This window comes from Pseudomonas viridiflava (genome assembly GCF_900602065.1).
In the GTDB taxonomy this organism is placed as follows: Bacteria; Pseudomonadota; Gammaproteobacteria; order Pseudomonadales; family Pseudomonadaceae; genus Aquipseudomonas.
Genome location: NZ_UWFN01000265.1, coordinates 438,371 through 458,071, shown reverse-complemented (window position 1 = coordinate 458,071; position 19,701 = coordinate 438,371). Strand labels below are relative to the sequence as shown.

Genomic DNA, 19,701 nt, shown 5'->3' with positions numbered 1-19,701 from the left:
TCAGGATCAATGTCGACCCGGTATTTATAACCTATGTGGGGCGGGTCGAAACAGGTGTGATTTTACCGTGTGTGTGAATGCGCTTTTATTTCGTGAAAGATCTTACGGTTTGGCAGACGGTACATGCGGTAGACATTAATCCCTGTGGGAGCGTTGCTTGGCTGGTCAGGGGCAGGACATCACAACGGCAATTTGATGCCGAAGGTGTTGATACCCTCACGGCTGTGTACGAACACGCTGCCGCCGTGCATCAACGCAATAGCCTTGACGATAGCCAGCCCGAGACCGTGGTTGGCACCACTGTTGGCGCGTGATGCATCCACCCGGTAAAAGCGTTCGAACAGTTTGGGCAGGTGTTCGCTGGCAATTTGTGCACCGGGGTTGGCGACGCCAACGCTGACATGGTCAGTCTGTTCGGTGATATCCACGCGGATCAACTGGCCCGCTTCGGTGTGCTGCACCGCGTTGTGCAGCAGGTTGATCAGTGCCCTGCGCAAGTGGGCTTTTTCCATCGGTACGCAGGCATCGCCGTAGACTTCGACCTGTACCTGGGCATCCTCAAGAATGAAGTCCAGATAATCCAGCGTGGTCGCCACTTCCTGAGCCAGTGAGGCGCAGGTCAACTCTGTGACTTTGCTGCCCTGATCGGCGCTGGCCAGGAACAGCATGTCGTTGATGATTGAGCGGAGTCGTTCGAGTTCTTCCAGGTTCGATTGCAGCACCTCGAAGTAATGTTCTGCCGAGCGCCCCCGGGTCAGGGCGACCTGGGTCTGGCCGATAAGATTGGTCAGCGGTGAACGCAGTTCGTGGGCGACATCGGCGTTGAACGACTCCAATCGCGCATAGGCCTGCTCGACCCGCTCCAGCGTCGAGTTGAACGAGGTGACAAACTGGTTGAGTTCCGGTGGCAGTGGCGTCATCTGCAGCCGGCCGGAGAGTCTGGGTGGTGCGAGCTTGCGTGCCTCCAGTGACAGGTTGGTCAACGGCCGCAGACCAATGCGCGCGACCCAGTAACCCAACACCGAAGCCAGCAGAATGCCCAGCGCTGCGAAGCCGATCAGGGCAATCATCAAAGCATGTTGGGTCTGCAGAAAGGTTTCGGTATCGACGGCAATCAGAAATCGCAACGGAGGGCGCTGTTCCTTGGCTTCGAACTGACTGACCAAGACCTTGAACGGGAACTCATGCCCGGTAATTTTCAGGTTGCGCATGCCCAGAGGGCCGTTGGCGAAGCTGCGAATGTCGGCATCCGGATTGCCGAACTCGTAGGTTGGATTGTCACTGACGACCCAAAAGCGCAGGCGCTTGTCTTCTTCGCTAAGCAGCTTGAGTTTGCTTTTGATCCGTCCCCAGTGCTCGACATCACTGTGCCGGTTGACTGCAGATTCGAGCACGCTGTAACGCGCCTCGGCCTCGGCTTCCGGTAGCAGTGCCATGCTTTTGTCGACCTGCAAGTACAAGGCCCAGCCGATCAGGGTGAAGACCAGCAATGCCACCAGTGCAAACAGGCCGCTTAGACGCAGGGCAATCGAGTCAGTCTTCACTGCGGCTCTCCGGCGCGGCTCTCCAACACGTAGCCCATGCCGCGAATGGTATGCAGCAGTTTGTGCTCGAATGGCCCGTCCAGTTTGGCGCGCAAGCGTTTTATCGCGACTTCGACGACATTGGCATCGCTATCGAAATTGATATCCCAGACCATTTCAGCGATGGATGTCTTGGACAGAATTTCCCCCTGCCGACGCGCCAGTACGCTGAGCAACGAGAACTCTTTGGCGGTGAGGTCCAGGCGCAGTCCGGCGCGAGTTGCCTTGCGGCTGATCAGGTCGATCCACAGGTCGGCAATGCTGATCTGCACCGGCTCGTGACCGCTGCTGCGTCGGGTCAGGGCCTGTAAGCGGGCGACCAGCTCAAGGAACGAGAACGGTTTGCCCAGGTAGTCATCGGCCCCTTCGCGAAGGCCGCGGATACGGTCGTCCACTTGCTCGCGGGCGGTGAGCATGATCACCGGCGTCTGTTTACGTGCGCGCAACGTGCGCAATACCCCAAAGCCATCCAGGCCGGGCAGCATTACGTCGAGAATGATCACGTCGTAATCGCTCTCCAGCGCCAGATGCAGCCCCTCGATGCCATCGCGGGCGAGGTCCACGGTAAAGCCTTGCTCAGTCAGGCCGCGATGCAGGTAATCGGCGGTCTTCTCTTCGTCTTCGATGATCAGGACACGCATGGGGCAGTTCTCGATAGGTGAACCATAACTTTTTAAATGCGCTGGACCTTGTGGGCTCTTATCAAACAACGCGCATACCACTGAATTGAAGCGCATCTTCTGTAGGAGCTGCCGAAGGCTGCGAAGCATTTATCCTGACATGCAGCGATCGCAGCCTTCGGCAGCTCCTACAGGTCTCTTATTGGTCATCACTTTTGCATGACCAAAGCCGGCTCAGGCTCAGCCTTTCGCTTATGAAACACCCGCTCCAGCTGCAAGTAGATCACCGGCGTCGTGAACAGCGTCAGCATCTGACTGACCAACAGCCCGCCGACCACCGCAATCCCCAGCGGCTGGCGCAGTTCGGCGCCGACGCCATAACCGAGCATCAAGGGCAGGGCGCCCAGTAGCGCGGCCAGTGTCGTCATGATGATCGGGCGGAAACGCGTCAGGCAGGCTTCATGAATGGCGTCCAGGGGGCTCATGCCCCGGTCGCGTTGTGCCTCAAGGGCGAAGTCCACCAGCAGGATACCGTTCTTCTTGACAATGCCGATCAGCAGGACCACACCGATCAACGCCATGATCGAAAAATCCTGTCCCATCAACCACAACAACAGCAGCGCGCCGATACCCGCCGAGGGCAGGGTGGAAATAATGGTCAGTGGGTGGACGAAGCTCTCATAAAGCACCCCAAGAATGATGTACACCGCCACCAGCGCCGCGAGAATCAACCAGGGTTGATTGGCCAGCGAACTCTGAAACGCCTGCGCCGCCCCCTGGAAGTTACCGATGATGGAGGCTGGCATGCCGATCTCGTTTTTGGCCTGATCGAGCATGCGCACTGCATCGCCCAACGCAACGCCGGGGGACAAGTTGAAGGACAGGTTGGCGGCCGGGAACATGCCGTCATGGGCAATCGACAACGGACCCATGGTAGGCGCGCCGACTTTGGCCAGCGCCGACAGCGGCACCATCTCGTTGGTCAGCGGCGAGCGCAGATAAAAATACGCCAGGCTTTCGGCCTTGCCACGTTGTTTGGCGTCCAGTTCCAGAATCACTTTGTACTGGTTGATCTCGGTCTGGAACTCGCTGATCTGCCGTTGACCGAAAGCGTCATACAGGGCCTGGTCAACGTCATTGGTGGTCAGCCCGAAACGGGCAGCGGCGCTACGATCAATATTGATGTGAGTGACGCTACCGCCCAGTTGCAGGTCGTTGGACAAGTCGCGGAACGCCGGATTGCTTCGCAGCTTTTCCGTCAGGCGCTGGGTCCAGGTGTTGAGCAGCGGACCGTCATTGCTCTTGAGCACATACTGATACTGGCTGCGACTCGGGCCGGGGCTGAGATTGATGTCTTGCCCGGCCCTCAGGTACAGGACAATGCCGGGGATTTTCGCCAGCTTCGGACGTATCCGGTCGATGAACTCACTCACCGACACGTCACGCTCACCTCTTGGTTTGAGGGAGATCCAGAAGCGTCCGTTGGCGATGGTCTGGTTGCTGCCGCTGACGCCCACCGAGTGGGAAAACGCCTGAACGGCAGGATCGGCACCGACGATTTTTGCCAGTTGCAGGTGTTTTTCCACCATGTCGGGGTAGGAAATATCTGCCGCAGCCTCACTGGTACCAAGGGCAAAAGCCGTGTCTTGCACCGGAAAGAACCCTTTCGGAATCAGCACGTAGCCAACGCCTGCCAATACCAGCGTCAGGCCAAAAATCCCGAGCATGATCCGTTGATGGGCCAGCGCCTTGTTCAGCCCGCGCTCGTAAAGCGCCAACAGGCGTTCACTGAACCCCGGCTTCGCGTGTGGATCATGTTTTGGTGCGCGCATGAACAGGGCCGCCAGTGTTGGCGCCAGGGTCAGTGAAACGACGACCGAGATCAGAATGGTCGCGGTCGCGGTCAGGGCGAACTCCTTGAACAGCCGCCCGACCACACCGCCCATGAACAGCAACGGAATAAAGGCCGCCACCAGCGAGAAGCTGATGGAAACCACCGTAAAGCCGATTTCTCCCGAACCCTTGATCGCCGCTTCACGCATGCCGTCACCGGCTTCAAGGTGTCGGTGGATGTTCTCCACCACGACGATAGCGTCGTCCACCACGAACCCGACGGCCACCACAATCGCCACCAGCGTCAGGTTGTTCAGGCTGAAACCAAACACGTACATCATTGCGAAACTGGCAACCAGCGAGACCCCCAGCACCGCGCTGACGATCAGGGTTGCCGAGAGCTGCCGCAGGAATAGCGCCATGACCGCGACCACCAGCAGAATGGCGATCACCAGCGTCAGTTCCACCTCATGCAGCGAGGCGCGAATGGTTCGGGTACGGTCATTGAGTACCGAAACGTCAACTGATGCCGGAAGCATTTCCAGCAGACGTGGCAGTTCGCGCTGAATGCGATCCACGGTTTCCACGATATTTGCGCCGGGCTGGCGGAAGATCGTGACGTTGACGCCTTGCTGATCACCCGACCAGGCCTGCACGTAGGCGTTTTCCGAACCGTTGATGACCCGCGCCACATCCTTCAGGTGCACGGGCGCACCGTCCTTGTAAGAGACGATCAGTTGCGCGTAATCCTGAGGCCGGAATAGCTGATCGTTGGAAGCGATCGTGGACACGCTGTCTTTGCCGTACAACGCACCTTTGGCGAGGTTAAGACTGGTCTGCTGCACCGCGACGCGGATGTCCGCCAGCGTCAGGCCCAGTGCAGCAAGCTTCTCCGGCGCAGCCTGCACGCGAATCGCCGGGCGTTGCTGGCCGGTAATGAACACCTGACCCACACCGTCGATCTGACTGAGTTGCCTTGCCAGCAACGACTCGGTGACGTCGCTGAGTTCGGTGGGCGGCATCAGATTGGAGCTGACGCTGAGAATCAGCACCGGGCTGTCGGCCGGGTTGACCTTGCGCCATGTTGGCAAATTGGGCATGTCAGCGGGAAGGCGCCCCGCGGCGGTATTGATCGCAGCCTGAACTTCCTGCGCGGCGGTATCGATACTTTTATTGAGGGTGAATTGCAGGGTCAGGTTAGTCGAGCCCAACGCACTGCTGGAAGTCATTTGGGTCATGCCGGGGATCGCGCTGAATTGCACTTCCAGCGGTGTCGCGACCGACGACGCCATGGTTTCCGGACTTGCGCCGGGCAATTGGGCTGTCACCTGAATAGTCGGAAACTCGGCCTCCGGCAGCGGTGCAACCGGCAGGCGAGGGAAGGCAATCGCCCCCAACAAGACCATGGCAAACGTCAGTAGCAAGGTGGCGACCGGATGGTCTACGCACCAAGCGGAAATCGAGCCGCGGCCCTTCATCGTGTGCCGTCCAGATTGGCCGTCTGGCTACTCTCGGTCGTGTCACGCAGCACTTCGATTCGCGATCCGGCCTTCAGTCGTGATTGACCGTCGCTGACCAGGACGTCGCCTGCCTTGGGACCGGATATCAGCATCAGGGCACTGTCCTGATACAGGACCTGCACCGGCACTACCTCAACCTTGTCACCATTGACCCTGAACGCGAAGTGCTGGTCGATGCCGCGCTGTACCACCTGTGGAGGCACTCGCAGGGCGTCGCGCTCAACCGCTGTCTGGATTTTCACCGTGACCAACTGGCCTGGCCACAACAGTTGTTTCGGATTACTGAACTCGGCCTTGGCGCGAATGGTTCCGGTGGTGGCCGAGACCTGGTTGTCGATCAAGGTCAGCTTGCCGTCGCCCAGCAGCGTACCGTTGTCGCCATCACCGAGGAATGCTTTGACCGCCGCTGGCGTGCTGGAGGCGATCAAACCTTGCAGGGTCGGCAGCATTTGTTGCGGCAGCGAGAACTCGACCGAGACGGGATCAATCTGTGTGACGGAAAACAGGCCCTGAGCATCGCTGACGCGCAGAAAGTTGCCTTCATCGACGTTGCGAATCCCTACCCGGCCGCTCACCGGTGAGCGAATTTGCGTATACGACAACTGCACCTGGGCGGCGTTAATGGCTGCGTCGTTACCCATCGCGGTGGCTTTGAGTTGATGAACGGTGGCTTGCTGCTGGTCGAAAGTCTGTCTGGAAATGCCGTTGTCCTCGCTGAGCAGCCGGTAGCGCTTGAGATCGACCTGGGCCATGTCCAGCTGTGCTTTGCTTTGCGCCAACTGCGCTTTGGCCTGTTCCAGGGTTGCGCGGATTGCCCGGTCATCAATCGTCGCCAACAGATCTCCGGCTTTGACCGTTTGCCCTTCCTTGACCAGCACTTTGGTGAGGATGCCGTCCACCTGAGGCCTGATCACCACACTGTGCAGCGACAGTACCGAGCCTATCCCCGTCACGAAGCGCGGTACATCTTCCTCGGTCACTTTGACGACTTTGACAGGTACCGCCACCGGCGCGCTTATTTTGGCTGTGGCTGGACGGGTCAGACTCCAGCTGGAAACACCGATCAAGCCTGCGATCACAACAACGGCAAGGACGGTTCTGGTCTGTTTACGCATTCGAGAGACGCCGGAAAGTCGGGATAGGGAAGTGTGTCGATGTTGGCTTGTCTCTTATAACCCGCCAACCCGGTCAGCAGAGTGACGGCCGCCTGTCAGAATTGTCAGCAAGAAAAGCACACGACCCGCGAACGTTATCAAGAAAGCCCGGCCCGAGACGATATCCATAGAAAGGAATCTGCGGAAATTCTACTGCTTGTTCCGTTTGGCTCTTTGTACTGATCAGAACGTATAACTCGGAGCAAGCCTATGAAACGCAGCGTCTCAAGTTTCAATCGGTGTCTGGACGTCGTTCATGAGGTGCGCAAGGTCATCGCCCTTGTGATGGTGGCTCCCCTCTGCATGAGCGCTTTAGTGGCGCAAGCGTCCGAAGGGCAGCTGAGTTTTACCGGGCACATCAGCAATGCCAGTTGCGCGGTGCTGCAGTCGACGAATGCGCAGGAGAGGGCCAACACTCAACGGGTCAAGGTGTCTGAACACCTGTCCATTGTTGTCGACACCGCGCACAACGCCTGCGCGGCTTCAGTCATACCGTTCTCTGCGCAGTATCAGGCGCTGCCGGTAGTACTCTCCAGTCACTACAGCGCCGGATCGGGAATACTGACCCTGACTTACCAATAGCGTTGCGGGAATGAAATACCTGCTACTAAACCTGTACCTTGATAAAACAAGTGAAAGGTTTGGTAGCAAAAAGCTTTGGCGTTTGTAGTGTTGCTGTCAACTTTGTCTGAGGTTTTACCCGACCTCTATTATCAGGTATTGTCGCCAGGCTATACATGACGTGGCCTGCGCAAGAGTTCGGGGTTAGTCCTACGGAAAGTTCCTGCAAGTTGCGTGGGTTAATCCATCTAATCAAAGTAAAAAAGACGACATCGATCACGCAGATCGAACCTTATAGTGCGTGGCGTCCGATTCAGGGCATACACGAAATAACACAAGGAATGTCGTTAATATGAAAACTATCACTCTTGCGCTGGCCATTAGTGGCGCTATGGCTTTGAGCCTGACTAATACGGCCAATGCTGCGAACAATGGCGTGCTGAAATTTACCGGCACCCTGACCAATATTTCCTGCAGTGTTGCACCTGGGACCGGGACTGGCCCGGGTAATCAGCCTGGCGATATTGCTGTCGATCTAGGCAACGTTTCGTTCTCTGACATTGGCACCTCTGGCGAAAACAGGCTCGAGACCGCGACGCCTATCCAGTTGCTGGTCAACTGCACCGCGGGTGCCGATCAATACAATCTGGTGAAGATGCGCTTTAAAGCCGGAATGGGCCATGGCACGGATGACAATGACAGCAAGTTACTTCGTGTCACCGGTTCGGCAGGCGGTGTTGCCATCGGTGTGCTTAACGCTTCGAATCAACTGATGGATCTGTCCGGCACTGGAACCATCGACAAACCACTGGTCAAGGACGGCGCTGATGGTGCCACCGCTGAGCTCAACCTGGCTGGCGTCTACATGCTCAACGGCACGCCAACCCGACCAGGTACCGCCATGGGCGACCTGCCGTTCACGCTGGATTACGAGTAATACGCTGGCCGGAGCGAGCAGCGCTCGTTCCGTCTGCGGTTACGCATCTCCATAGAATATTGAAAGGTATGGACGTCCGCAGGACCTGCTTTAACCGCTTGCGGTTCAAGCCCGGTCCTGCGGGCAGTGTCTTGTTAAAGACGCTGTGGTATTTCATATCAAGTACAAGGCGAGCGTCAGCATGTTTTTGTTCCTACACCGTCGTGTGGTCCTGTTGGTTTCAGTGGCTGGATGGCTGTTACTGCTCAGCGCCAGTGTGCAAGCAAGCATCGTGATCAACACCACACGCATCATTTATCCCGGGTCAGACAAGGAAGTCAGTTTCGGCGTACATAACGCCGGAAATAAAGAGATCCTTGTACAAAGTTGGCTTGAGCCAAGTGCCGAGTATACGGATCCGAATAATCTGCCTTTTGTCATAACCCCGGCGATAGCCCGCTTACCGGGTGATGGCAGGCAATTGGTACGAATCATCTATGCCGGGATGGACATGCCACAGGATCGGGAGTCAGTGCTTTGGCTCAACGTTCAGGAGATCCCCCAGGTTGCCGCGCAAAACACATTGCAGATCGCGATTCGGCAGCGCATGAAGTTGTTCTTCCGGCCCAAAGGGTTGGTGGGCGATGTCGCCGAAGCGCCCGCTAACCTGCGCTGGAAACTGGATACAAATAATACCGTGCACGTTGAAAACCCCGGACCGTTTCACGTTTCGATGGTCATGATCGCTGCACAGCGTGCCGGCAGCGAGTTGCTGAGCAAAGACAGCCAGATGATCGCTCCCGGACAGCAACTGCAACTACCGTTGAATTCGCCCGGCGACGGAGCGTTGCTGAGTTTCATCAGTATTAATGATTTCGGCGGTCAGGTTGTTTACCGCGCTGCTCTGAAAACTGGCGAGATCACCCAGGCCATCAAAGTGGAACCTTGATAGCCGGCACGTAGTTTTAGTTACGCGTTACTTACCCAATTTGAGCCGCGTCATGCGCGACGGCTCGGTAGTTGTGTGTCTGCCTGAAAGGGATTCGGGTGTGACCCAGAACTTCTAGATCGAGTGGAAGCAGCTAATGGAATGGCTTGACAACAACATTGGGGAACTAACCCCGGGATCCATCCTGCCGTTAACAAAGGGGTTCAAATCAACGGGTTTAAAAGGCGGTATGGCATTGGCCCTGATGCCCTTACTGACAGCGCAGACCTGGGCTGTAGAGAGTGCGCCGGTCGCCGTTGTGAAGTTCAATACCGCGTTTATTCAGGGCAGCGACCAGCCGCCGGAACTCACCGAATTTTTGCAGGCCAATACGGTGTTGCCGGGAACGTATCGGGTGGATATTTACGTCAATCGTGCATTGAGCGGTCGGCGCGATATCGTCTTCACCCGCAATGCTCAATCCGGTCGTATCGAGCCTTGTCTAACGCTGGAGATGCTTCAGGGTTTCGGTCTTGATATCGAGCGTCTGCAGGCTGGACAGCCGCAGCAAAGTCCGCAGACGTGTTACGACTTGCCCGCACACATCGAATTCGCGCGTGTGGATTACCAACCCGGCGCGTTACGCCTGAACATCAGCGTGCCTCAAGCAGTCATGCAACGCAGCGCCAGGGGCTATGTACCACCGGAGTTGTGGGACGGGGGGGAGTCAGCAGCTTTTGCCAGCTACTCGTTCAACGCTGTGCGTCGCAGCAACCAGCGTGAGAAGACCGATCAGTACTACCTGGGGCTGCGCAATGGCCTGAACCTTGGTGCGTGGCGGTTACGCAACGAGTCCTCATTGGCCTATGGTGACAATCAGTCTTATCGTTTCAGCAGCAATCGGACATATCTGCAAAGGGATCTGAGTACGCTGCGCAGTCAGTTGACCCTCGGTGAGACGTTTACCGATTCACAGATATTCGACAGTGTGCGTTTTCTCGGTGTGGGAGTGAGCTCCGACGATGCCATGCTGCCCGACAGTGAGCGTAATTATGCGCCGGTGATTCGCGGCACCGCCGAAACCAACGCGTCGGTGGAAGTTCGGCAAAACGGTTTTTTGCTCTACAGCGGCAATGTGTCGCCTGGGCCGTTCGAGATCACTGATATCTACCCGAGCGGCTCCAATGGTGATCTGCAAGTCACCATTATCGAAGCCGATGGCCGTCGGCGCACTTTCACCCAGGCCTATGCTTCGCTGCCGATCATGGTGCCTGCAGGTGCATTTCGCTACAGCCTTGCAGCAGGGCAGGTCGACAGCGGCAGTGATGACGCAGCCAGCCCGATGTTTGGCAGCCTGGGTCTGATTTACGGCGTGTCCGAGCGGGTCACGGGCTTTGGTGGTTTGCAGTTGGCTGAGGATTATCAGGCAACCAATATCGGCGCCGGTCTCAATACCGGATACGGCGCACTGTCAGCCGACCTGACCCACTCCATCAGCGAGACTGATCAGCAGAGTCAGGCGGGACAGAGCGTACGGGTGCGATACGCCAATACCCTGAATGCCACCGACACCACGTTTGCAGTGGCTGGTTATCGATATTCCACCGACCTCTACCTGTCCTTGAACGAGCACGTCGAATCAGCCCGCGCACGTTTTCGTCGGGCAATGATCGGCCGTCCGAAAGACCGCATGGAGCTGACTGTTACTCAGACCTTGCCTGCGCAGTTCGGCAGCCTGAGTCTGACCGCCTCGGAACAGCGGTATTGGCGCATGGAAGGCAAAACCCGGCAGTTCTACCTGGCGTATAACGCTGCCTGGCGGTCGCTCAGTTACAGCCTGTCGCTGGAAAACAATCGTGATTTCGGTCGCGACGGGCAGGGTGAGAGCGACAATCGAATCGCCGTCAGCCTGATTTTGCCACTGGGAGAAAGCTCCAGCGCTTCGCGGCTGTCTTTCAATGGCGTACGAGACAGCGCGGGCGATTACAACGCGCAAGCGGGCCTCAGTGGTCAGGTGCTTGATCAGCGCCACGCGTTCTATTCGGTACAGGCCGGGCACGACAGCAGTTCAGGCAGTTTTGGCTCCGGAAAGCTCAACACCACCCAGCCCTACGGCCGCTTCGAGGCAGGTTATAGCCAGGGTCGTGATTACAATGCCTTGAGTCTGGGGGCGTCCGGTTCTGTGCTGGTTCATGGCGGGGGCATAAACCTGGGGCAGTCACTGGGGGAAACCTTTGCTCTGGTAGAGGTCCCGAAGGTCGGCGGTGCCCGACTGACCAGCTTCAGCAATGTCGAGACCGCAGCCAATGGCTACGCAGTGTTGCCTTACGCGCAGCCCTATCGAAGCAACTGGGTCAGCCTGGATACCCGGCAACTCGGCGCGGACGTTGAACTGGATAACGCGGTCAACCAGATTGTTCCGCGTCGCGGCGCGATGCCTGTGGTGCGCTTCAAGGCTTCAACCGGGCGCCGTGTTCAGTTCGAGCTGGTTCAAGCCGACGGCAGCAGAATTCCTTTGGGTGCCAGTGTCGAAACGCCTGAAGGCAAGGCTTTGGCGCTGGTTGACCCCACCGGTCGGGCGCTTGTCCTGAGCGAACAGGACAGCAGTGAGTTGCGTGTCAGGTGGGCTGATCGAAGCTGTCGTGCACCGTTCTCGTTGCCGGCTCGTGATCCGTCGCGTGCCTACGAGCGCATCCGGGTGATCTGCCAATGACGACGCTTGTTTATCTGGGGCTCGCTGCGTTACTGGCAAGTTCTAGTGCGCACGCTGCGGTGTCCCTGAGCGGGACGCGGCTGATCTTTGATGGCCGCTTCCCCGAGGCAAGCCTTCAAGTTGTCAATGGCAGTGAGCATGAAGTGTTGATCCAGTCCTGGCTAAGCGATCCGGCCAACATTGACGGCAGTCTTGAAGGTGCCGCCGTCGAGCTGCCATTCGTGCTCAGCCCTCAATTGGCCCACCTGGAAGCGCGCGGCAAGCAGACGTTAAGGGTTCTGTATCAAGGTCAGGGCATGCCATTGACTGGAGAATCCCTGCTGCACCTGTACGTACTGGAAATTCCAAGGCGCACTGAAGTCACCCACGCGTTGAGCATTGCCATCCGCCAGCGCATCAACGTCTTCTACCGCCCTGCCGGACTCGCTGATGATCCGGCCACAACCGCCTCCCGATTGAGCTGGACGCTCGCTTCAACGTCGCTGAGCGTGAGTAATCCGACTTCTTACCATGCCGCGTTACAGGATGTGCGGCTGGGTGAGGTGGCTGTCAGCGACTACCTGCTACTGGCGCCAGGTGCCAGCCATGAGATGCCTGTTCCTGCTGCGCGCGGGATACGGAATCTGTCGTTCAAGGCGCTGAACGATTATGGCGGTGCGGATGCTTACTGCGCTGCGGGCAAAAGCGACGGCTTTGACAACACTGAACACCGGCAAAAGGACTGCTGAATGATGAATACCTATCTCCAGACTGCACGCGATTTTCTGAGCTTGAAGGCCCTCCCTGTAGACGTGCGTTCCTGTCCAGCAAAATATAAATCACGGAATAGATACGATTTTTATGTGGGAGCGGTGCTTGCCCGCGATAAAAACACCGCGTTTTATCCTTCAGACCGCGTCGCCTTTATCGCGGGCAAGCACCGCTCCCACATAAAGCCGAGTTTGTTGCGCGACAGCGAGGTGCATTGGCGACGGGGCGGCGCGTGCAGGGCCTTGCTTCTGCTGGCTCTATTGCTAACCCCGGCCACCAGCTTCGCGATGATCTGCAAAACTCAAGGCTCGGGGGAAACGGTGGTTCGGGCTGATCTTGACAGCAGCGTGGCGATCCCTGCGAGCGTGCCCGACGGGGATGTTGTCTGGCGATCCGGGCGGCAGGACCTTCAGATCGAATGCATCAAGGACGGCGCGCTGGCCGCTCAGGAAGAAGTTGTTCTCTACCTGAATCCGGACAACCTGAAGGTCGGTCAGGGCATTCGGGCTGGCATCACGTTAGCGGGAGTCGACCATACGCAGAGCAGTGGGCGAATCGGTACGGGTCATTACCTGCCTGTTTGTCACGAAGGCGAGGGCAATATCGGCGCCTGCCCCAAGGTCCGATTCAACCTGGCCTTCTCCGTGTTCATTCAAAAGTTCGGGCCAATCCCTCACTCCGGCGTTGCCAGTGATCTGCTTGATTACCGGGTGTTCCAGCTCGACAGCGGCAAAGGGCTCAATCCGTTGCCGGATCACAGCCTCAATTACCGGATCAATAACCTCAACGGGCTGCGATTTGTCGCCTGTGATGCGCAGTTGCAAGTCGTGCCTGAAACCGTGGAATTCGGCAACGTCGGCATTCAGCACGTTGCGGTGGGCAAGGTCATCGAGCGCCGGCCATTCTCGCTTGTCACCCGACGCAGTTGTGAGTCACCGTTCAGTCTTGGTGCACGCTTCAAACCGGTCAGTGGCAAATTGTCGGGCAACTATCTGATCCCGGTTGCCAATGACAGCGTGGGCATCCGCATCCTGAGCGCTCGTGATGAATCCGTGTTGAGTTACAACGAACCTTTTCATCTGGCTGATCTGCTCAACGACACCCAGACGAGCAGTGTGGACTTCAATGCCGAGCTGGTCTGGCAAAAAAACAACCCTAAAGCCGGGCCTTTCGAGGCCGAAGTCATGGTTGACCTGTTTTACAAATAGCTTCAGCTGATAGGAGGTTCCGGCTGTGCAGGCGGCGGGTAAATGATTCAGGTATGCTGCGCGACCTTTCGACGACTGATTGCCAATTTCTGGAGCTTTTCATGACTTCTATCGACCCCACACCGGCTCCTGAAACTGTCATTGCCGAAGATTCGGCTACGGACAAAAAGGCGTCGGTCCCTGCGTTCAGCTTTCCTTTCAAGCCTGCAGACTTCGCGCAGTCGAAAACGGACCAGCCCTGGTATCAGAAGTCGAACAAGCACGGCCACAACAAAACCCCTGGCGCCGCGCCACACGGCACGCGCAAGTCGATGGGCAAGCGTTAAACCGTAGGCGGGATGTTGTGAGTGTGACGTGGGATTCTGCGGGAGGGATTCCGTGTTTCCTGCTAGCTCAATTCCCTGTAGGAGCTGCCGAAGGCTGCGATCGCGGTGTTTCAGGATAAATCCTTCGCAGCCTTCGGCAGCTCCTACAGAAAATGCATTTCAATCCAGTAGTTTGATGAGAGTGAGGCTGCTGTCAGACCGCCTGGAGCGGAATAAACATGTACCCCGCAGGTTCGCCCGTGGCCAGCTTGGCCCCGGCCAGATTTAGTGTGTCGATAACCGCGTCGCCCGCCACGTGAAACGTCCAGCCATCGTTGACGGCGGCTGCGTCATTGCCGTCCACCAGGTCCATCACGGCGGTGGCGAAAGCGTCCATGTCCGGTAAGTACGCAACGAAGCCATTGCCTTTCAACGCCGTGGCACGAATTCCGAGGCGTTGGCAGATCGCTTCTTTAGCGCCGATGTCTTCGCGGTCGGCCTGGCGAGATTGTTCAATCAGGCGGCTGAGTTCGGTGTCGGCCAATTCTCCACCCACGATCAGATCCGGACCCTGCTCCCAGGACTCGGGTGGGCAGTCCTTGGCTTGTGGGCGCAAAGGAATATGCGGATTGATCTCCATCGGATAGATCCGGCACACCAGCGGCCGACGGTCATAAATCCGACAGAGCTTGTCTGCGTCAAGATTCCGGCAAGGACCGACGTTATAGGCGGCGAAAGTGATCGCCACCTGCGCCTGGGTCATGCCACTCTGGACTCGCGTTGAGCGACGCGTGGCGTGAGTCAGTTGCGCTTCAGGCACACCATAACCATCAGCCAGAAATGCCTCGGTCAGGATGATCAGTGATCCGCCGTCGGCCGCCCATTGCAAGGCTTCACCGAGTGTCAGGGGGACGTGGTGGTCGGTGCAGCAGCGGCCGCAACCGACACAGGAAAATCGGGTATTCATTGCGATAGAGGTCCGTCATGACAGGCGTCGCGCGCTGCACAGGCCAGGGTTGCAGGCACGACTGAGACGGTGTTCGAAGCAAGTTATGAGCCAGCGTGGGGCGCTGTTACTTTTTCAGGTTAGCGGGCAGCTCGGTCCACTCACTGACCGTGGCTTTTTTGCTCTGCCGGTTGTACAGGCACAGCTCGGCCCCTGGTTGATTTTTCATGTGCGGCTGCGGGTAGCGGCCTCTGAGCATGAGCGCCTCATAACCGAGGTTGTCGTCAAACCCTGTCTTGCCGACAGCTCGTACTTCCTTGAGCTGGCTGGCTTTCATGCAGCTCTCGATAACCGCTTTCTCCAGGGCTATCCAGGCATCCGGGCTGGCGGCGTTGGCCTGGCCGGCGAGTGCCGCGCAAGCTATCAACAGGAAGGTAGACGCTTTCATAGTCGTTCTCCATGGTCATCGATTGATGGTGGAGTATGCCAGATCAGGCCTGGTTGGTTTCCAGCCGCTGCACATAGCGCATGCCTGCTTTCTCGTACAGGCAACGTGCGGGCAGGTTGTTTTCCATGACTTTGAGGTCTGCAAAAGCCTCGCGCCGCTGGTGAAAAATGCGGAATACGTGGTTAAGCAACTGGAGCGCCAAGCCCTGGTTTCTGGCCCGGGGGTGGATCACCAGGTCTTTGATGAACGCGCTGGTCCAGCCCTGAATCAGGCCGATCATGCCCTGATCGTCATGAAGGGCGAAGCATAAGGCCGGATCGTATTCGGGGTCGGTCTTCCAGGTGTTTACCCAGTCCGGGTAGTCAGGCAGCGCTGCATCATCGGCGTAACTCTGCCGCAAGAGGGCATAGGCTTGCGGCGCATCCTCAAGGGTGAACGCGGTAATGTGAATGTGAGGTGGCCACGCCTCTGCCGCAGGCAAGCGATCAAGATCGCGGCGCATCAGCCAGCAATGCCGGTCAGATCCGCCGAGGCGTTCCATCACATTCACGCGCCTTGGGCCTGTACCGCCCGTGCGGCGACGATCAGGCTGCGGGTCAACTCCGGCGAGGAGAACTTGGTCAGTACCGAGTTGGCGCCCGCGAGCCTGGCTTTTTCACTGTTCATGGCGCTGTCCAGGGACGTGTGCAGCAGGATGTACAGGTCCTGGAAATCAGGCGTTTCACGCAGGGTCCGAGTCAGTGCGTAGCCGTCCATCTCGGACATTTCGATATCGGATACCACCACGTTGATTTGCGCGGGAGAGCCCTGCAGTTCCAGCAATACGTCAATGGCTTCCTTGGCGCTGCGCGCCGTGTGGCAATCCAGGCCCAGGTTACGCAAGGTGAGCAGCGATTGCTGCAGCGCTACCTGACTGTCATCGACGACCAGGATCCGCGTTGCCGCCAACAACTCGGCTTCTTCCATGGTCAATTCATCCGGTTGCGCGACGATCTGCGCCGGAGCAATCCCGTGGATGACTTTTTCGATGTCCAGCACCTGTACCAGCGTCCCGTCTACCTGGGTCACGCCCGTAATGAACGAACGACCGTTGGCGCCAAATGGCGGCGGGCGAATGTCAGTGGTCAGGCAATGGACGATCTTGCTCACAGCCTGAACATGCAGGCCCTGCTTGGAACGGCTGACATCGGTGACGATCAGGCAGCCGCCATCCGGGTCGACCAGCGGCTTTTCACCAATGGCCCGACTGAGGTCAATCACGGAAAGCGAGGCGCCTCGCAGCGTGGCAACGCCTTTGACGTGCGGGTGCGATTCTGGAAGTCGTGTCAGGGCAGGGCAGGGGATGATCTCACTGACCTTGAGCAAGTTGATCGCCATCAACTTGCCGCTGCGTAACGTGAACAGCAGCAGCGAAAGTGAATCTGCTCGGACATTCTTGGTGGACATATAAACCTTCTGGCAATAAGTGTTTCGCCGCAGTAAGCAGCAAACAGCCTTCTCTGGATAGGTTATCGACCCTGCGCAGGTACGCTTGAGGTTTTTTGTACGCTGGCGGGTTTTCCCTGATCCCGTCGGGTGGCCGATAGGGGCCTGGATGAAATTTACCGCAGCCGGGTCATTAAGACTGCGGCGAGTCAAAATGACCATCCAATTTCTGGTGTCTATTTGACCATTTCACACTAACTTGTTGATTTTGCTAGCAGTAAATTTTGGCACGGTTCCTGAAACACCATGGTTACATTCTACAAAGCCTGTGTGCCTGGAGTACATCATGTTAAGCGCCTCGGATCGTGCCATTGTTAAAGCCACCGTGCCACTGCTCGAAAGCGGCGGTGAGACGTTGACGACTCACTTCTACAAAAAGATGCTCGGCGAGTATCCGCAGGTAAGGCCGCTGTTCAATCCGGCGCATCAGGCCAGTGGTGACCAGCCCAGAGCGCTGGCCAATGGCTTGTTGATGTACGCCCGGCACATTGACGAGCTTGAGCAGTTGGGTGACTTGCTGGCGAAAATCATCAACAAGCACGTCGCGCTGCAGATTCTTCCCGAGCACTATCCGATTGTAGGCAGTTGCTTGCTGAGTGCTATCCGCGAAGTGCTCGGTGAGGAGATCGCCACCGATGAAGTACTGCAAGCCTGGGGCCGCGCTTATCAGCAGCTTGCCGATGTGCTGATCGGTGCCGAGGGGGCGATCTACGAGGAGAAGGCCCAGGCGCATGGAGGCTGGCGTGGTACCCGTGAATTCAGGCTGGCGGCGAAAGTTGCTGAAAGTTCGGAAATCACCTCGTTCCACCTGCAACCCGCGGACGGCGGTCCATTGCTCGATTTCACGCCGGGTCAGTACATTGGCCTGCAGTTGCGAATAGGCGACGAAGAGATGCGCCGCAATTATTCGTTGTCAGCCGTGGCGGGTGGCGCTCAGTACCGGATCAGCGTCAAGCGCGAGCCTCATGGCAAGGTGTCCAGTTACCTGCATGACGAACTGCAGGTGGGCGACAGCCTGCTGCTGTTTCCGCCGTCGGGTGAGTTCACCCTGACCACCAGCGACAAGCCGCTGGTGCTGATCAGTGGCGGGGTGGGCATTACGCCGACCCTGGCAATGCTGGAAGCCGCACTTGAAACCTCTCGCCCGGTGCACTTCATTCACTGTGCGCGTAACGGCCGCGTGCATGCGTTCCGCGATTGGGTAGACGGTCTGGTGGACCGGCACCCGCAGCTAAAACGATTCTATTGCTACGCGGAAGATGATGGCGTCAGCCCTGCTGGTGATGCCGTCGGCCTTCTTGATCAGGCACGTCTGGAGCAGTGGTTGCCCGAGGAACGGGATGTGGACGTGTACTTCCTTGGCCCCAAGGCGTTCATGAAGGCCGTCAAGCGTCAGCTCAAAGCGGCAGGTGTTCCGGAGAAGCAAAGTCGCTTCGAGTTTTTCGGTCCGGCTTCTGCACTGGAGTGAGGTGCGACAAATAGTCGCGCTCTTCTATATATAGAAGAGCTCTGCTGACACCGTGCTTCCTACAAGGGCCACATTTTCTGCAAAGCGTTAACGGGAATGCTCTGATCCATTTTGCCTGCGACAAATGGCCGCATCCTTCTATATATAGAAGGATGCGTTTTTTTGCGTGGGGGGCTTTTGTTCAAGCGCTGAATTCGCACGCCGAACGCCATCGGGCTGCCAAATATGGCCATATGGCGGGTGCGGGCTTGAGTTGTCCTCAATGGCCCCTGATTATCGCGAGCGATCGGGGCGCTGTGCCTTTACAATCCGGTGTCAGCCCTGAAGGGGCACTGCTACACGCCTCCGGCATTGATCGAACGGTCCGAATGGACACCCTTTCGAAAGGTATGTGAATGATCGACAACATGTTGTACCTAAAACGCGAAAAGCGCTTCCTGGTCTTGCTGGGCGTTATCTGCCTGGCGCTGATCGGCGGGGCGCTGTACATGCAGATCGTGCTGGGCGAGGCACCTTGCCCGCTGTGCATCCTGCAACGCTATGCGCTGCTGTTCATCGCAATCTTCGCTTTCATCGGCGCAGCCATGCCAGGTCGCCGGAGCATCACTGCGCTTGAAACACTGGTGGTGCTCAGCGCCATAGGCGGCATCGTTGCCGCCGGCCGTCATGTCTACATCCTTTCGCACCCTACCGAGAGTTGCGGCATCGACATCCTGCAACCGATCGTTGATGGCCTCCCGCTGGCCTCGATGTTCCCGATCGGATTCCAGGTCGGCGGCTTCTGCACGACCCCTTATCCGCCAGTCCTCGGATTGTCACTCGCGCAATGGGCGCTGGTGGCGTTCGTATTGACCGTCATACTGGTCCCGATCGGCATCATTCGTAACCGGCGCAAATACCGCGGTCTACAGGGCTTGTGAGGAAATAATGCCCCTACAAAAAGGGGCATTTCTTGTGAAAATTTCGTGAGCTGATTCTCGATTTTTACAGATCCTGATACAAACTGTTGCTAAAAAAAACATAGTCATTAAATTTCTAGATATCTACAATCCCCGCACTTGCCGCGCAGGGTCACCCCGCGCTGAGCATTTTTGAGGTCAGAAAAGCGCCTTTTGCGCAGGCTGTGCCGGTAGTGCCAGTCGGTCTCTGAAAGCACCATGAATGTCCGCACCAAAGGGAATTGGCCCGTAATCCGGGCGTGATGCCACACATTCGAATAAGAAATTAAAGATAAATATGGATTTGTCGTTACGCTTTGCATGC

17 protein-coding genes are annotated in these 19,701 nt (G+C 57.5%); 9 read left to right on the top strand and 8 right to left on the bottom strand.

The window, feature by feature from the left end; translation table 11 throughout:
• Nucleotides 1-179: 179 nt before the first annotated feature.
• The 4 genes from EE949_RS17290 to EE949_RS17275 all read right to left on the bottom strand — a co-directional run bounded on the left by EE949_RS17290 (nt 180) and on the right by EE949_RS17275 (nt 6,671).
• Entirely contained in the window at nt 180-1,544 is a 1,365-nt protein-coding gene (locus EE949_RS17290; protein ID WP_122665383.1) for a heavy metal sensor histidine kinase, read from the bottom strand.
• A complete protein-coding gene (locus EE949_RS17285) occupies nt 1,541-2,224 on the bottom strand; it encodes a heavy metal response regulator transcription factor (RefSeq protein ID WP_122665382.1) in 684 nt (227 codons plus the stop codon). Before EE949_RS17285 ends, EE949_RS17290 begins: the two co-directional genes overlap by 4 nt.
• Nucleotides 2,225-2,412: 188 nt before the next feature.
• A complete protein-coding gene (locus EE949_RS17280; protein WP_122665381.1) occupies nt 2,413-5,514 on the bottom strand; it encodes a multidrug efflux RND transporter permease subunit in 3,102 nt (1,033 codons plus the stop codon).
• Complete coding sequence (locus tag EE949_RS17275) at nt 5,511-6,671, bottom strand: efflux RND transporter periplasmic adaptor subunit (RefSeq protein ID WP_122665380.1); 1,161 nt, start codon at nt 6,669-6,671, stop codon at nt 5,511-5,513. The genes EE949_RS17280 and EE949_RS17275 overlap by 4 nt, the downstream gene beginning before the upstream one ends.
• A 249-nt stretch (nt 6,672-6,920) precedes the next feature.
• Here EE949_RS17275 and EE949_RS17270 point away from each other — a divergent pair, with 249 nt between their 5' ends.
• The 7 genes from EE949_RS17270 to EE949_RS17240 all read left to right on the top strand — a co-directional run bounded on the left by EE949_RS17270 (nt 6,921) and on the right by EE949_RS17240 (nt 14,112).
• Nucleotides 6,921-7,292, top strand: coding sequence for a hypothetical protein (locus EE949_RS17270; RefSeq protein WP_122665379.1), 372 nt, complete (start codon nt 6,921-6,923; stop codon nt 7,290-7,292).
• A 331-nt stretch (nt 7,293-7,623) separates the two neighbouring features.
• Nucleotides 7,624-8,208, top strand: a complete 585-nt coding sequence (locus EE949_RS17265) for a fimbrial protein (RefSeq protein ID WP_122665378.1) — start codon at nt 7,624-7,626, stop codon at nt 8,206-8,208.
• A 181-nt stretch (nt 8,209-8,389) separates the two neighbouring features.
• Nucleotides 8,390-9,136 (top strand): fimbrial biogenesis chaperone, encoded by a 747-nt coding sequence (locus EE949_RS17260; protein ID WP_122665377.1) that lies wholly within the window; start codon nt 8,390-8,392, stop codon nt 9,134-9,136.
• Nucleotides 9,137-9,380: 244 nt separating this feature from the next.
• Nucleotides 9,381-11,828 carry a fimbria/pilus outer membrane usher protein gene (locus EE949_RS17255; protein WP_240350582.1) on the top strand — a complete coding sequence of 816 codons (2,448 nt, stop codon included), beginning with the start codon at nt 9,381-9,383 and terminating at the stop codon, nt 11,826-11,828.
• Nucleotides 11,825-12,556, top strand: a complete 732-nt coding sequence (locus EE949_RS17250) for a fimbrial biogenesis chaperone (protein WP_122665376.1) — start codon at nt 11,825-11,827, stop codon at nt 12,554-12,556. Before EE949_RS17255 ends, EE949_RS17250 begins: the two co-directional genes overlap by 4 nt.
• Before the next feature lie 231 nt (nt 12,557-12,787).
• Entirely contained in the window at nt 12,788-13,786 is a 999-nt protein-coding gene (locus EE949_RS17245; protein ID WP_430735952.1) for a fimbrial protein, read from the top strand.
• Nucleotides 13,787-13,887: 101 nt separating this feature from the next.
• Nucleotides 13,888-14,112, top strand: coding sequence for a hypothetical protein (locus EE949_RS17240; protein ID WP_122665570.1), 225 nt, complete (start codon nt 13,888-13,890; stop codon nt 14,110-14,112).
• Between the two features lie 193 nt (nt 14,113-14,305).
• On the opposite strand, the gene EE949_RS17235 is transcribed toward EE949_RS17240, so the two are convergent.
• From EE949_RS17235 to EE949_RS17220, 4 genes are all read right to left on the bottom strand, one after another.
• Complete coding sequence (locus tag EE949_RS17235; RefSeq protein ID WP_122665375.1) at nt 14,306-15,058, bottom strand: YkgJ family cysteine cluster protein; 753 nt, start codon at nt 15,056-15,058, stop codon at nt 14,306-14,308.
• A 106-nt stretch (nt 15,059-15,164) separates the two neighbouring features.
• Nucleotides 15,165-15,485, bottom strand: coding sequence for a hypothetical protein (locus EE949_RS17230; protein WP_122665374.1), 321 nt, complete (start codon nt 15,483-15,485; stop codon nt 15,165-15,167).
• Between the two features lie 43 nt (nt 15,486-15,528).
• Complete coding sequence (locus EE949_RS17225; protein ID WP_240350611.1) at nt 15,529-16,026, bottom strand: GNAT family N-acetyltransferase; 498 nt, start codon at nt 16,024-16,026, stop codon at nt 15,529-15,531.
• 5 nt (nt 16,027-16,031) lie between these two features.
• A complete protein-coding gene (locus tag EE949_RS17220; RefSeq protein WP_122665373.1) occupies nt 16,032-16,931 on the bottom strand; it encodes a chemotaxis protein in 900 nt (299 codons plus the stop codon).
• Between the two features lie 325 nt (nt 16,932-17,256).
• Between EE949_RS17220 and hmpA the strand changes: the two genes are divergently transcribed.
• Together hmpA and EE949_RS17210 are read left to right on the top strand one after the other, a co-directional pair.
• Nucleotides 17,257-18,438 carry an NO-inducible flavohemoprotein gene (gene hmpA, locus EE949_RS17215; RefSeq protein ID WP_122665372.1) on the top strand — a complete coding sequence of 394 codons (1,182 nt, stop codon included), beginning with the start codon at nt 17,257-17,259 and terminating at the stop codon, nt 18,436-18,438.
• 395 nt (nt 18,439-18,833) lie between these two features.
• A complete protein-coding gene (locus EE949_RS17210) occupies nt 18,834-19,358 on the top strand; it encodes a disulfide bond formation protein B (protein ID WP_122665371.1) in 525 nt (174 codons plus the stop codon).
• The last annotated feature ends 343 nt before the right edge of the window (nt 19,359-19,701 follow it).

Excerpts from the sequence above, each read along its gene's own strand:
- hmpA (WP_122665372.1), top strand. The coding sequence starts at position 17,257 with ATGTTAAGCGCCTCGGATCGTGCCATTGTTAAAGCCACCGTGCCACTG.
- EE949_RS17280 (WP_122665381.1), bottom strand. The coding sequence starts at position 5,514 with ATGAAGGGCCGCGGCTCGATTTCCGCTTGGTGCGTAGACCATCCGGTC.
- EE949_RS17235 (WP_122665375.1), bottom strand. The coding sequence starts at position 15,058 with ATGAATACCCGATTTTCCTGTGTCGGTTGCGGCCGCTGCTGCACCGAC.
- EE949_RS17250 (WP_122665376.1), top strand. The coding sequence starts at position 11,825 with ATGACGACGCTTGTTTATCTGGGGCTCGCTGCGTTACTGGCAAGTTCT.
- EE949_RS17285 (WP_122665382.1), bottom strand. The coding sequence starts at position 2,224 with ATGCGTGTCCTGATCATCGAAGACGAAGAGAAGACCGCCGATTACCTG.
- EE949_RS17270 (WP_122665379.1), top strand. The coding sequence starts at position 6,921 with ATGAAACGCAGCGTCTCAAGTTTCAATCGGTGTCTGGACGTCGTTCAT.
- EE949_RS17240 (WP_122665570.1), top strand. The coding sequence starts at position 13,888 with ATGACTTCTATCGACCCCACACCGGCTCCTGAAACTGTCATTGCCGAA.
- EE949_RS17265 (WP_122665378.1), top strand. The coding sequence starts at position 7,624 with ATGAAAACTATCACTCTTGCGCTGGCCATTAGTGGCGCTATGGCTTTG.
- EE949_RS17225 (WP_240350611.1), bottom strand. The coding sequence starts at position 16,026 with ATGGAACGCCTCGGCGGATCTGACCGGCATTGCTGGCTGATGCGCCGC.
- EE949_RS17275 (WP_122665380.1), bottom strand. The coding sequence starts at position 6,671 with ATGCGTAAACAGACCAGAACCGTCCTTGCCGTTGTTGTGATCGCAGGC.
- EE949_RS17220 (WP_122665373.1), bottom strand. The coding sequence starts at position 16,931 with ATGTCCACCAAGAATGTCCGAGCAGATTCACTTTCGCTGCTGCTGTTC.
- EE949_RS17210 (WP_122665371.1), top strand. The coding sequence starts at position 18,834 with ATGATCGACAACATGTTGTACCTAAAACGCGAAAAGCGCTTCCTGGTC.
- EE949_RS17230 (WP_122665374.1), bottom strand. The coding sequence starts at position 15,485 with ATGAAAGCGTCTACCTTCCTGTTGATAGCTTGCGCGGCACTCGCCGGC.
- EE949_RS17255 (WP_240350582.1), top strand. The coding sequence starts at position 9,381 with ATGCCCTTACTGACAGCGCAGACCTGGGCTGTAGAGAGTGCGCCGGTC.
- EE949_RS17260 (WP_122665377.1), top strand. The coding sequence starts at position 8,390 with ATGTTTTTGTTCCTACACCGTCGTGTGGTCCTGTTGGTTTCAGTGGCT.